This window comes from Klebsiella huaxiensis (genome assembly GCF_003261575.2).
GTDB classification, from domain to species: Bacteria; Pseudomonadota; Gammaproteobacteria; order Enterobacterales; family Enterobacteriaceae; genus Klebsiella; species Klebsiella huaxiensis.
In genome coordinates this window covers 2,044,149-2,057,861 of record NZ_CP036175.1, presented here as the reverse complement: position 1 = coordinate 2,057,861, position 13,713 = coordinate 2,044,149, and the positions used below count along the sequence as shown (strand labels likewise).

Below are 13,713 nucleotides of genomic sequence, written 5' to 3'. Positions count from 1 at the left end.
TTCCTCAATATACCTGCGGAGTAAATAAAAATTGCTCTTCACTACTAGTTTTACTTTTTCTTTCTTCGTAGATACTCCCATTGTCTATGACGTTAACGCTACTATTTGCTGGACTCTTATCACTCCATGACACATGCCTAGTACTACCATTTATGGCACTCTTAATATTAATTATTACTGTATCATCTTTTATTTCCGATGTTATTAGCGATTTATTTGTAATTTTTGATACAGCACTTATTGCTAGAATTGAAGATTTAGGCTTAAAGTAAAAATCTATCATCCCAAAATTATTTTCTTTATTCCTTCTTAAAAGACCATCATCAGAATAATCATACCACCATATACCCTTTATATCTGGATTTGACATCACAAGTAATGTGTATTTAAAAATAAACCTAGCAGCATCAAGTCGGCTCACCCCCCCCTCACCATCATAGGTAGGTATACCCATTTCAGTTATGTATAATCGAATATTTTTCTTCGATTTCGTCACGAGGTGCTTTTGATATTCGACTAAAGTCTGGTAATTTTCTGTTGCACCACGCAACTTTTTATTGCCATGCATAAAGGAATAAGGATGCAAAGAAACACCATCTATATAATTCAGAATACCTTTATCAATTAGCTGATCAAACCATTCAACATCTCTTTTATTAGTCGGGTTAACTGTACCAGTTAAAATAATAGCATCGGGATCTATTGCCTTTATATTTTCGTAGGTTTTTTTCACTAATTCTAAATATATATCACTTGATGGTACTTTATTACGTCGGTCAGGAATTCCCGTTTTGTATGTCCATTCATTCCAAATTTCATAATACTTAGCTTTGCCTTTATTATTAGAAACAACAAATGTTGTGTAATTTACAAAATCTTGAATTTGCTGTTCATTTTCTGGAAAACCAGTTGGTGTATACAGCGGATTGCCATATGCCAATACAATAAGTGCACTATTATTATCTGATGTAAATGAATCGACTAAGCTTTGGCTTTTTTTTGCAGCTTCCCCCATGGCATAATTTCCACGTAATTTTTCTACCCATGACCATGACATATCAGTTCTTATACTATTAAACCCAAATTTTTCAATATTTTCTTTTAATTCATTAGCTTCTTCAGAATATTTCTGAGCGTGAGTATGGACGCCTAACTCAAAACCAAATGTCATATTTGAGAAAAAACCAAAAAAAATAAAAATGACGCCATAAAAATACCTCATAGTAGACCTCATTTAAGTTTTAATTTTTCCTAACGAAGGTTGAACAGTTTTCTTTATCAAATAAACATCCAACGATAAGCCCGAGGCTAATTGAATAAAAAACGGACTCAAATAAATTATATGTTACCCCACCGATCAAAACACAAAAAGAAATTAAATAATATTTTTTTTCAAACTTACTTTCATAAAATTTTGAAAACGTGAATTTAAATAAAAAAATAGCTGTCAGGGTTAAACTAATAAAGCCACCAATCACGTACATATACACTAAAATATTGTCTGCCGGACTATAAGTCTTTGGTGAAAAATACAGTGCAGGTGTACCTATTGCACCAAATCCTTTACCAATCCAAAGAGACAAAGTATCATCAAGAATCAATATTGCCTTTGGCCACGTATCATACATCCTCATTAGCAGTGTGTTCTTAGGATCATAAGAATCATATTTTAAATGAGGTATCATATATATGTATGTGAAAACAACAGAGCTAATGACTGTAGCTTTTATGATATTTCTTGAAATAAACAATGGTAGTAACATCATAAGTAAGACCAATATCAATGTTATAACTGTTGTTTTTGTTGTTGTTAAATAAATACAATGTAACGCAATAGCAAAAATAAATATAGCCTTAAAGTATTTTTTTTCTGAGGCTAATTTAGAGATAATTAATAAAGAACATATCATTAATAATGTCGCAGCATCAAATGAAGCAGCAGTGAAGCCAGGATTTCGAAGTGTACCACTAGTTGTCCAGTCTCTTGAAATGACTTTATCAACCCCACCTATATTAACGATACCACCTAGCCACGGAGCGCCAAACTCGGAAACATAGTATATACCAGCACAACAGGTCAGTAAAAAAAAGTAATAATATTTTTGGTTATCGCTAAAAATGTACTTTTGCAATGTGTGGCTATAAGCGAGACAATATAAGAATGGAATTAGAACATATAAGCCAAACGATGCTTGTGCAATACTAGAGTTACCTATTCCTATTAAAAAATACACACCAATTAAAGAAATTATCACAATAGATGACACTTTAGTTATAAAGTCTTTTGCCCAACGCATTAATAAAAGTGGAAACATTAGTAACGTTGGAACATAATTTAATGGCTGAAAAACAATACCAATTGGCCCAGCAAATGCCTTTACTACAACAAAAGACAAAAAAACTATTATCACGATCTTTTCATGGTTAACTTTCATATCTATGACATTCCAATCAAGAAATTATTTTACCATATATTTCCATGTACCGACTTACATGATCGTTTATGTTAAAAGGATTATCCATCTTAATAACACTCATCCTTGCACTTTTTACAATCTCATTCATTTCAGGTTCATTAAAATATTTAATATCCCGTACCCATTCAAAAAATGAAGCAATCTCTTTAATCCCGCCGATATAATTTGTGTATACGGGAATTCCTGCAACAGCAGCTTCAGCGACAACTCGGCCAAAGGGCTCATTCCATTTTGTTGGTAGCAAAAGAATATCAATTTTATCAAAAAAGATCTCAGCCGGTACAAACCCTAAAACTTGCACACCACACTTTATAGCTTTATCTACAAGTTCTTCAGACTGCTCACTTGCATCCGGTTTTCCTGCTGCAATGAAATTAAATTTATCTGAATATAATGCAGCACTATTTATAAACTGATCAAATCCTTTATCCGCTGTTAAACGCCCAATAAAACCTATTGTCAACTTATTGTCGCTAACCCTATTATGCTCTATTTTATTTATAGGATTATATACAAAGCTATGGAAACCATTCGGAGCAAAGCCATAGGATTTATGTAACTCTGAAACATAGCTACTTATTCCAATGAAAGCATCAACCCCTTTACTCATTCGAGATTTGAAATATCTATTAACTCTCACAATAGGATTATTCATAGACATACAAATCCCATTCTTAAAAAGTGTAGAATTGGGATGAAACATATAGTAATCCCTGGCTGTATGTACAATATGAATGCCTTTCTTTTTTAAAGATAGCCATATACCCATAGAGAAACCAGATAGATTATTTGTATGGACAATATCAGGCTGAAATAAGTCTATCTCATTTTCAACTGACTTAATCATCCTGAAATTATAAAAATCATTCGCATGCCAAATCAATTTCATAAATACATTTTGTCGTTTATTGTTATAGGGCCAATAAACATTTAACAGAGGAAGATATGTAACGTTAACTCCATTAACTAAATCTCTTCTTATAATACCTTCGCTGTGAAGTGTTAGAACCAAAACTTCACTCCCATTTTTAACAAGCTCTTCAGCAAGCAGTTGCACCGAAAGTTCAGCTCCGCCGAGTCTGTTAGGATGATAAAGTGTATTAATTATGGCAACCTTCATTGATTATTCCTTATAAACAAATTGAATGGTTAATACGCGCCATCTTTATTGATAACAACACTAAATGTTTTGAATAATATAGCAACATCGTTCCACATAGACCAGTTTTTGACATACCATGCATCCAAATATACGCGAGTTTCATAATCAACATCACTACGTCCACTTACTTGCCATAGCCCAGTCATTCCTGGTTTACTTAAAAGATAATAATCGACTTCATCGTTATACCGCTCAAGTTCGGCTGTAATAATCGGTCGAGGGCCTACCAAACTCATTTCACCTTTCAATACATTAAATAGTTGAGGTAATTCATCCAAGCTAGTTCGTCTGAGTATTCCACCAATTTTAGTAATTCGTGGATCATTCTTTAATTTGAAAGTAGTATCCCATTCCAATTTTGCATTTAGATCGCTATTCAATAATTCTTCAAGAACTTCTTTTGAGTTAATTACCATGGAACGGAATTTTAGACATTTAAACGGTTTTCCACCTTTTCCTATACGTTCATGGCCATATATAGCTGGCCCACCATCTTTCTTCACTTTCATGCAAATATATATTAGTAAAGGTGATAGAAGTAAAATTATTGATAATGCCCCAACAACATCGAAGACACGTTTAATTATACGAGAGGACAATTTGGCAAGATTTTGTTGAACACGAAAAATCATTACTTCATGGCTAAAAATAAAAGACATATCGGTGCTATCTAACGGCATTCCTCTTAGAGTAGGAATAACGGAGACATAGCGATATCCTTTTATCATGAAATTACGCAACCATGTATTACGAACTTCACTCTGATGTGATTCAACAGCGACTATAAATTGTGTTTTTTTATCCATATTTGATAACCAACTGAGGTCATTGGATAAAACTGGTATTCCATCAATACTAGTGTTTTTTATTGTTCCATTCTCACTGGCAATAAAACCGACTATCATTAACCCAAGGTTTCTCTCACTATTTATCGCCTTGTAAGCCTCAAGTGCATTATTACCATTACCTATTATCCATGTATTTCTTCGCCAAATGCCAAACACGTCCAAAATGCGTTTAGTAACCATTCTTGATAATGGCACTAATAATAAAATAAAAAACCATGTCAAAATCCAAACGACACGAGAAAAAGACCATGTAGTGAACGCCATCACAGCAATTTCAATTACAGCAAAAATTACCAAAGTTCGCAGTATTTCTTTTAATTCAAACCAAAATGTTTTGCGGTAAAAATAATGGCGAAGCCTCATCGAGTACCAAGCAACACAGCAAAACGCAAGCAACCAGTGAAGGACGATCCAACCTTCAGTTTGATTAGCCGGAATGATTTTTTCGTAATCTGCTAAAGTTATATATAGAACACCCACTGCCAAATATAAAGAAATAACAAAGCTGAAAAAATCAGATATTGCCAATGATGTACTGACAATAACATTCCTGATGAGAAGCCTCATATTCCCCTCTCAATTCTAATGAAAAAATTAATTTAAAAATATAAATTGGTATAGTACAAATAAAAGGGATAAACAGATTGTCTATCCCTCTTTTTCTATTACGCGATTTGACTTTATTTTTTTTCTGTATAGGAATATCCATAATGATTGTAGCCATAACCATAATAGCTACTTGCTTTTTTTACTACACCGTTTAATATACAACCCTTAACTACTACTCCAGTTTGTTCAAATCTTTTAACACTAACATCTATTTCTTTGGCTGTATTCAATTCAAATCGAGCAACTAATAATGTAGTACCAACATAGTGACCAATAATAGCCGCATCTGTTACGGCTAATATTGGTGGAGTATCTAATACTACAATATCATAATTTTCGCTCGCCCAGCTAACCAATTCACCAAAGCGTCTATGCATTAACAATTCAGCTGGATTTGGAGGTACCTGCCCTCTGGAAATATAATCAAATCCGGCAGTATGGATGTTTTTTATCGCTTTATTAATTTCTATCTTACCTGATAACAAATCAGACAAACCATTTACATTGCTTTGATTAAATAATTTATGTGTATATCCTTTCCGCATATCAGTATCTATAAATAATACTTTTTTTCCTGTCTGTGATATCACAGCAGCCAAGTTCGAACTGACAAAAGTTTTCCCCGCATTAGGACTTGCACCGGAAATCATAAGAACATTATTTCTTGCTTCCATCATTGCGAAATGTAAACTAGTACGTAGCCCTCTAATAGCCTCAATGGCCAAATCTGCTGGATTATCTACAGCAAGGAAACCTTGAATTTCTTCAACTGGCTTTTTGCGCCCAAATGTACTGCCTGATGTTACACTTTTTGCAAAGGTTTCAGCCACAGGAATGCTTGCATAAACATTAATGCCTAGCTCCTCAAGCTGCTCAGGTGTCTCAATACCTCTACGTAAGAATATACGAAGTGCGACAAGGCCAACAGAAACTATACAACCTAATATAACACCTATAAGAACAATTAATACCTTCTTCGGTTTAACGGGTTTGGGTTGAGTCACAGCATTATCTATAATACGAACATTACCAATAGCACTCGATTTTGCTATATTCAATTCTTGTTGACGATTTAATAACTGCATATACACTGCACGACCAGACTCAACATCACGGCTTAGACGCAATATTTCTTGTTGTGTTTCCGGCATGGATGAAACACGTTTATTTAATTTGGTTTTTTCATCCTGAAGAGTTTTCCTTTTCTCCATTAATGCTTTATATGTAGGATGTTCTTTTGTGTATAACTGAGATATTTCTGACTCTCTAAATGTTAATTCATTCAGCTGATTGTCAACATTAACAATTTGATCAAGTACTGATTTTGCCTCTAATGACAAATCTACTGAATCACTTTTTCTTCTATATAAATTTAATTTATCTTCAGCTAGATCCAGATCGCTTCGCACTAGTGGCAGTTGTTTGCTTAAAAAATCCAAACTTTTTGCATCTTGTGCCGCTTGTCGAGAAATATTCTGAGCTAAATAGTTTTCACTAATACTATTAATAATACGTTCAATTAACTCAGAATTATCTCCAGTCAAAGAAAGAGTTAATATCCCCGTATCTTTCCCTTGATCGGAAACAACTAATCCTTCTTGTAAATCTGTTATGGCTTTTAATCGACTTACATAGCCAATGACAAACTCTGTACCCGGTTCTGCATCAATTTTATCAACTTTAAGTGTAATTCCATTTTCATTGAATAATTCACCAACTTTTCCCTCTACAGTAGAATCATTAAATGCAATAGAAAACTTAAAATTATCTTTTACTGTCAATATAACTTCAGGATCTTCAGTTCCATTTTCAGGTATATATAATCGTGATATATACAAGCTCGCTGGTTTTTCTCCTATTAATCGTGACAAACCACGGCCTAAGACAGGGAAAAATTTTTGTTCCACCCTTGCCTGCAAATTTAAGTCATCAACAGTTTTCCCTAAAATCATCCGTGACTGAATCAACGCAATTTCTGGTGCAGACTGGGGTTGACTGTCCGGCAACATCTGGCTTAAGTTGCTTAGAATTGCATTCGCCTGCTTTTGCTCAACCTGAATAAGAGCATCAGCTTGGTATATTGGTGTCGCGAAAATTGCATAGATCAATGCAATTAGTGTAAAAAGAGAAGTTACTGCAATGATGAGTTTACGGTGGTCTATAAATTCACCGATAAGGCGTCCTAAATCTATTTCTTCTACATCTTTTGATGCAGTTTTATTTGTAACTGATGACATGCGATTATTCCCGAATTATGCACCTAATTTTTTTGCCCAAAGAATACCAGCTTGCTCAATGAGTTTATAGACAGATAAAAAGGCTTCATCACTCTTCCGATATGGATCAGGGATATCCCTGTGATTTATCCAATGACCAAACAACATAGCTTTACCCCTTGCTTCAGGTGCAATATTTCCAATTTGCTCAATGTGAGATTTTTCCATCACCAATATCAAATCATACTGACGTCCAAGAGAGGAAGTAAATTGTCGAGCTTTGTGAGCGTCTAGGGAAAGTCCATGACGTTCTGCAATTCTAATCGCACTATCATCAGCAGGATAATCTACCAACGCACCTGTTCCTGCTGAGTCTATTTTTTTATTGGGCAAAAGATTACGCAGAAATCGCTCACCAATCGGAGAACGACATATATTTCCCGTACAAACCACCAGTATAGAATCAAACATTGTTACGGCCAATCCTTAATAAATTTTGCAGTTTCAGTCATATCATGAACTCCAGTTATAGTTGGCACTAACTGCGAAATTACACGATTCCAACGAACTAACGGCGCAGTCGTTACATATACAATATCATATGGCTGTAACTGAAATTCTGTCCCTAAAACCATTGCTGAGGCATCTTGAGCATTCAGCTGATAGATATTAGCAATTCGGCCTTGTGTATTTCCTTTCAATTGGCGGATAACAAAAACACCTGTAGCATCGCTCATTGCCTGTGAGATACCCTCAGCATTACCTAACGCTTCCGCTAGTGTCATGCCGCTTCGATCCATTTTCATTGTACTCTGCTTACCCACTTCCCCCATTACGAATACTTTTAAGTCATCGTTACGTGGCACAAACAGGATATCACCTGGATATAATAGATGATTTTGAGTTAAATCCCCTTTCTGCATCAATGCATACAAAGAAATCTTTCTGTCATTACCATTATGTGTCAACACGACATTTCGCCAGTCAGCATCAGGTGCTAAACCACCAGCTGCATTAACTGCATCCATCACAGTTAGTGGAATATTGGTGATTGGCTGCTGCCCTGATTTAACAACTTCACCAGTGACATAGGCTTTTTGAGATCTAAACGCTGCGATGCTTACATCAACTTGCGGGCTTTCTATATAAGTAGTCAGGCGACTTGCTATATCTTGACGGATCTGGCTTAGCGTTTTACCAGCGACCTGAACTTTCCCAATATATGGATAGAATATTGTTCCGTCGGAATTAACCCAGTTACCAGTATCACTAGCGCTACGATACTGACCCGCTGGAGTTGTTAATTCAGGGTGATCCCAAACAGTCACCATTAGCACATCACCCACACCAATGCGATACTCATAACCTTTGAGCAAGTTATCTAATTGTGGATTAGGACGAGCTAAAACTGTTTCGGGGCGGAGTTTATCAACCAAGCCCGGTGTCATTGGATAAACATTAACCAATTTATCAAGGTCGTAATCACTATCCGGCAGCTCAACCACATTCTTACGCAGACTATTTAACCCTTGTCCCGGCAAAATGGTACAGCCCGATAAAAAACCTATCGCCAATGCCAATGCCGAAAATCTAACAATTTTTTTCTTCATAATGTCACATCATCAGTAAACCAAAAGTTTCTAATCCCCCAACAACAGTCTTTTTCCAGGAGCTGTGTTAAGGCTATAAATTAAATGGAATTTCTATCCCAGCGCTTGCACCTACATCATCGCTATCATTATGGTTTGCGTCGGTATACCAGAGAGAAGTGTTCAGTCGTACCGATTTGTACACATCACCACTCCAGCCCAGTTGCACACCTTTCAAAGTATCCGAACGAGGAAACGCCTTATTGATTGACTGATTTTCTGGGTTAACCTTCGCATACGCTAAACGCGCGCTCCAACGTTGATTATCCTCGGTCACTAGTTCGACTTTACCCGCAAATAGCTGACCATCGCCTCCCATCGCATCACCTAGTGAGTAGCCCTGTTGGTAGTAGCCATCTTTGTATATATGGTGCGTATAGCTGTAATTAGTACGACTCATATTCGAACGAGTATCGTGCGCTTCCACATACCAGTTGATAGCATCTTTGCCCCAACCGTGATGACCTTCGACTCCCCCAAGGAACATATTTGCTGAAGGTAAAAAACCAGACTCATCTTCACCAATCATTTGACCGTACAAACTGATCGGCAAGCCCAACGTAGGTTCCAGTTTTAACTTGAAGTCAAAACCAGCCAACTGGTTGCCTGGTTCATTGGGATCGTTTGCTTCGGTATTATCTTTACCCGTCAGACCATCCCAAAAATTACTAAACGATTCCGGTCTCCCCTCCCCTCCCCACTGCATAATGCGCGATGCGCCCAGTTCAAGAGACTGGAACGGAGTGAAAGTCAGACGCCCACCAATAATCTTGGTGTGTGGCACGGCGGTATATTGGTTCATCTGGCTGGCGGAAATTTGATACTGCCACGGGCCAATCCAGCGTAACCACCATGTTTCTGGCGCGGCCTGCTCAGCACGCTGCATTAAAAAGCCAGTCATTGGGCGCGCGGCGTCACCGCGAATTAGGCTGCCTTCGTATCCCGGTCCCCACCATTGCGGCATCTGGCCAAATGAGAGCCACTGGTTCCAGAATTTCACTGCACCGTACGCGCCGTTGGCATTAAAACGAGAACCGTTGCTTATGCGCTCATCACCTTCAACGTTACCTTGCAGATGAACATCCCACCACTCGCCGCTATTATTAAAAGCTAATGATAATGAGCTATCTGCGGGTTGGTTCTGACCAAACCCTTGCGGAGTGCCAGGTTTATCCGTTGAGGTATAGCCGCTTACGCGAAAATCGGCTTTCAAAGAAGAAAGCCGCTGGTTAATTCGGGCCAGAACAACCTGTTCGGAAGAGTAGGATGGTTTAGCTTTTTTGACCGCTCGATTGATCTCTTCCTGGCTCAGAGGCCATGTAGACAGGCTGAGATGAATGACTCCGCGATCGGACAACCAGGCCAGATCGTTACGGAGTTCGTTATCATTCATTACCAGACCAGAGGCATAGGCAAGTGAGCTGGCAGAAGTAAGCAGCCCTAATGCGAGTGCGATTCGCGCAATTTTTATCATTGTACAAGATCCATTTTAAGCCCCGTTTCCGCAAGCTGGCGCGACATGGGGAACACTGTTAGATGCAGCGCCCTCTGACGCCAACCTTAAGTATGATTGTCCTACAGGTTCTGGACTGGCCACGCGAAAGTGTAGTCCTGGTTGTATCCCTGGCCATCGCCAGCTTTCAACTTTACAGCAACCTGCAGTACACAATGTATGCGAAATTGTTATTGAAGGCCATTCCATCGCGCATCATACCCGCGGTTTTCTATCATTCACCCAAAGTGGGCAAACGCTAGTTTGCTGACAAACTCGCTAGTATATACAGGTTGTGAGGATAATCACCTGTGGGGAACCAACTTTAGGAATTTCGGTCGCATGAAATGGGATGTGGTTGACAGAAAACGCCAGCTCGCAGGTACGCTACCGCCCTTGGCTTAACAGCTACCAATGCACTGTACTTCTTCCATTCTTAATTTAATCACTATTTTCGAAAAATTGGTGATTAATCCATCAAAGCAATCAATTTCGCGGCACAAGTTTACGAGATTCTGCTCACAATTGGGAGCCTAATCTCGAATTATTAGCCGCTCGGTTGATAGCACGCACAAGCCGTGCAATAACATTATTATTTATCAACGAGCGATTATAAGTACGATAGACACATGCTGTAGATCCAATCTCAACAGCATGATTTTTCTGACTTTTCACCACACTAACCATGCTGATTTACTTTCAAATTAATTATAGCTAGTCAACTACAAAAATTAATAGTTAAAAGAGTTATGCCAGATTGTTGTTATCATTAATAAATTCGATGTTAAGTTAAAAATACTATTTAGGATACATCCTGGCAGTTTATCATTGTGACAAATACCGTACACAATGCGCTATCACTTATTTATTTCATGAATATGAAATATCGACAAGCTCGTACATTTTCGCTCGGATCTTCCATATTGCGTAATATGTGAACATGCTAGGTGCCAGCTTTTCCCAAATATGATCCTCACCATCAGTACATTCAGTAAAAACGCTTATGTAGATCGGCTCTGGTAAACGGTTTTTCCAGTGGTCCCAGCTTCACCGCTATCTCGCCCAGCAGAGACTGAGTTGGCGCTTTAGCGCCGGTATTTAATAGCATCAGCGGGATGATAACAACGCTCGCCAACCCTCCCCATGAGAGTTGTGCTACATGAGCGCTTTCACCACGCGACTGCATCAATAAGAACAGAGCACTTCCCGCGGCCCCCAGCAGTAAACCGGCAATGACTTCCGAAGTTGAATGCGCGTGAATCACCAATCGCGAGTAACCTACTAGCCCGGCCAATGCATAGCCTAACAGAACAGAAATACGACGAATCACTGGTGCTGCACGTGCGCACAGCAGCCATAAGAGAATTGGCCAAAAAGCGGTGGATAATGCAGTGTGTCCGCTAAAGCCTGTGAAATCCAGCTCGCGAATGCCTATCCCCCACCCCATAAATGCCAGTTTTGATGCGCACACAATCACGCCAGTGATACCGAACAGCAGCACCCAATTCCAGGCAACCTGCTTTGAGTCTTTTCGCAGCAAAAGGACGATAAACAACACGGCCGCACTGGGTAACAGCACAGTACTATCGCCAAAAAATGTGACAACCTGCCAGTTCATTTACCTTTCATCCTTTAACGATCTCTCCTGTCTGGAACGCCATTCCCACGATATCTTTGTGGACATGCACATTTCGTAACTTCACATTTTTATGCATGTATAACCGTTGTTTAATGCGCAAACATGATCTCAGTCAAGTTTTATTTTTATATTGTGATCTTATTAACGACCATCTCATTAAGAAAAATCTTAGTAAGTAATTATTAGCTAAGATTAAATTTCACTCACCTACTCATTGCATCATGATACATCCTGTCTGACTACCAGAAGTCTCCGAACCTAATTTGCGTCCGCAAATGATACAACATAACAGAGCACAGCCTAATTCATTGTATTTTAACGTCAATCAGGCTCAAAGCCAGCCATACTCTCAGTCAGTGAACGACTGCAGTCTCTGATGCTTGTCTTTAATATTGCCGCAGATCGTTCACTTTCATATACCTAAAAACCTATGTTAACGAATTACGCTAACAGCTTTTTAATGCTCTCGCGGAATTTAGCGCCTTCTTTATGGTTACGCAGCCCGTAGTTTACAAAAGCCTGCATATAACCCATTTTTTTACCGCAATCGTAGCTTTCGCCAGTCATCAGCATGGCATCAACAGATTGTTTCTTCGCCAGTTCAGCGATGGCATCGGTTAACTGAATACGACCCCAGGCACCTGGCTCGGTACGTTCCAGTTCAGACCACACCTCAGCAGAAAGTACATAGCGGCCTACCGCCATCAGATCAGAATCCAGCGTTTGCGGTTCATCAGGTTTTTCGATGAACTCAACGATACGCGCAACCTGTCCTGCTGATTCCAGCGCATCTTTGGTCTGGATAACAGAGTACTCAGCGAGATCGCCTGCCATACGTTTTGCCAGAACCTGACTGCGGCCAGTTTCCTTAAAGCGAGCGACCATAGCAGCAAGGTTATAGCGCAGCGGATCGGCACTAGCGTCGTCAAGAATGATATCCGGCAATACAACCACAAATGGGTTATCGCCAATTAACGGACGCGCACAAAGGATAGAGTGCCCTAATCCAAGCTGCTGACCCTGACGCACGTTCATAATGGTTACGCCCGGTGGACAAATAGCCTGCACTTCTGCCAGCAGCTGACGCTTCACACGTTGCTCTAGCAAAGCTTCCAGCTCGTAGGAGGTGTCAAAATGGTTTTCAACAGCATTCTTAGATGAATGGGTGACCAGCACAATTTCCTTGATACCAGCAGCTACGATTTCGTCAACAATGTACTGCACCATTGGCTTGTCGACGATCGGCAACATCTCTTTCGGAATGGCCTTGGTGGCGGGTAACATATGCATCCCTAGTCCAGCTACCGGTATAACTGCTTTCAAACTCACCATTATCATTTCCACCCGTATGGTTATAAATCTCTCGATTCCTGTCAGATTGTATGTATCACTGGCAATTATCCATGATGATACACGGTTGCAGTCTGTTCTACTGTCCGTCAAATTCCGAAATTACAAGAATAGTTTAAGAATACACGTAAAGCGTGTAGACCAACAGACAGACTTAAGAAAATTCTTAAGTCTGATTATTAACACGAACTTACTAATATTTACAATGACTTATCATAGCTATCTATCTGTTTTAATTTGTAAGAGAGAGCAGTGACATTCTTCTTTTCGC

10 protein-coding genes are annotated in these 13,713 nt (G+C 38.8%); all 10 read right to left on the bottom strand.

Features of this window, described 5'->3' with window-relative positions; translation table 11 throughout:
• Positions 1-4 precede the first annotated feature (4 nt).
• The 10 genes from DA718_RS09765 to galF all read right to left on the bottom strand — a co-directional run bounded on the left by DA718_RS09765 (position 5) and on the right by galF (position 13,430).
• Positions 5-1,222 (bottom strand): cellulase family glycosylhydrolase, encoded by a 1,218-nt coding sequence (locus DA718_RS09765; protein WP_112213198.1) that lies wholly within the window; start codon positions 1,220-1,222, stop codon positions 5-7.
• 19 nt (positions 1,223-1,241) lie between these two features.
• The gene (locus tag DA718_RS09760; protein ID WP_130624357.1) at positions 1,242-2,411 is read right to left on the bottom strand and encodes a hypothetical protein; all 1,170 of its coding nucleotides are present in this window, start codon (positions 2,409-2,411) and stop codon (positions 1,242-1,244) included.
• Between the two features lie 40 nt (positions 2,412-2,451).
• The gene (locus DA718_RS09755) at positions 2,452-3,597 is read right to left on the bottom strand and encodes a glycosyltransferase family 4 protein (protein ID WP_112213196.1); all 1,146 of its coding nucleotides are present in this window, start codon (positions 3,595-3,597) and stop codon (positions 2,452-2,454) included.
• A 29-nt stretch (positions 3,598-3,626) separates the two neighbouring features.
• Positions 3,627-5,054: an undecaprenyl-phosphate galactose phosphotransferase WbaP gene (wbaP, locus tag DA718_RS09750; protein ID WP_112213195.1), complete on the bottom strand. Its 1,428-nt coding sequence runs from the start codon at positions 5,052-5,054 to the stop codon at positions 3,627-3,629.
• A gap of 113 nt (positions 5,055-5,167) precedes the next feature.
• A complete protein-coding gene (locus DA718_RS09745; RefSeq protein WP_112213194.1) occupies positions 5,168-7,333 on the bottom strand; it encodes a polysaccharide biosynthesis tyrosine autokinase in 2,166 nt (721 codons plus the stop codon).
• 15 nt (positions 7,334-7,348) lie between these two features.
• A complete protein-coding gene (locus DA718_RS09740) occupies positions 7,349-7,783 on the bottom strand; it encodes an arsenate reductase/protein-tyrosine-phosphatase family protein (protein ID WP_112213193.1) in 435 nt (144 codons plus the stop codon).
• A gap of 2 nt (positions 7,784-7,785) precedes the next feature.
• A complete protein-coding gene (locus DA718_RS09735; RefSeq protein WP_112213192.1) occupies positions 7,786-8,922 on the bottom strand; it encodes a polysaccharide export protein in 1,137 nt (378 codons plus the stop codon).
• Positions 8,923-8,995: 73 nt separating this feature from the next.
• Positions 8,996-10,435: a capsule assembly Wzi family protein gene (locus DA718_RS09730; protein WP_112213191.1), complete on the bottom strand. Its 1,440-nt coding sequence runs from the start codon at positions 10,433-10,435 to the stop codon at positions 8,996-8,998.
• A 1,006-nt stretch (positions 10,436-11,441) separates the two neighbouring features.
• Positions 11,442-12,071, bottom strand: coding sequence for a phosphatase PAP2 family protein (locus tag DA718_RS09720; protein ID WP_112213190.1), 630 nt, complete (start codon positions 12,069-12,071; stop codon positions 11,442-11,444).
• Between the two features lie 462 nt (positions 12,072-12,533).
• Positions 12,534-13,430, bottom strand: coding sequence for a UTP--glucose-1-phosphate uridylyltransferase GalF (galF, locus tag DA718_RS09715; protein ID WP_167492739.1), 897 nt, complete (start codon positions 13,428-13,430; stop codon positions 12,534-12,536).
• Between the last annotated feature and the right edge of the window lie 283 nt (positions 13,431-13,713).

Coding starts and splice junctions, on each gene's coding strand:
- DA718_RS09755 (WP_112213196.1), bottom strand. CDS start 3,597: ATGAAGGTTGCCATAATTAATACACTTTATCATCCTAACAGACTCGGC.
- DA718_RS09765 (WP_112213198.1), bottom strand. CDS start 1,222: ATGAGGTATTTTTATGGCGTCATTTTTATTTTTTTTGGTTTTTTCTCA.
- DA718_RS09740 (WP_112213193.1), bottom strand. CDS start 7,783: ATGTTTGATTCTATACTGGTGGTTTGTACGGGAAATATATGTCGTTCT.
- galF (WP_167492739.1), bottom strand. CDS start 13,430: ATGATAATGGTGAGTTTGAAAGCAGTTATACCGGTAGCTGGACTAGGG.
- wbaP (WP_112213195.1), bottom strand. CDS start 5,054: ATGAGGCTTCTCATCAGGAATGTTATTGTCAGTACATCATTGGCAATA.
- DA718_RS09735 (WP_112213192.1), bottom strand. CDS start 8,922: ATGAAGAAAAAAATTGTTAGATTTTCGGCATTGGCATTGGCGATAGGT.
- DA718_RS09745 (WP_112213194.1), bottom strand. CDS start 7,333: ATGTCATCAGTTACAAATAAAACTGCATCAAAAGATGTAGAAGAAATA.
- DA718_RS09720 (WP_112213190.1), bottom strand. CDS start 12,071: ATGAACTGGCAGGTTGTCACATTTTTTGGCGATAGTACTGTGCTGTTA.
- DA718_RS09730 (WP_112213191.1), bottom strand. CDS start 10,435: ATGATAAAAATTGCGCGAATCGCACTCGCATTAGGGCTGCTTACTTCT.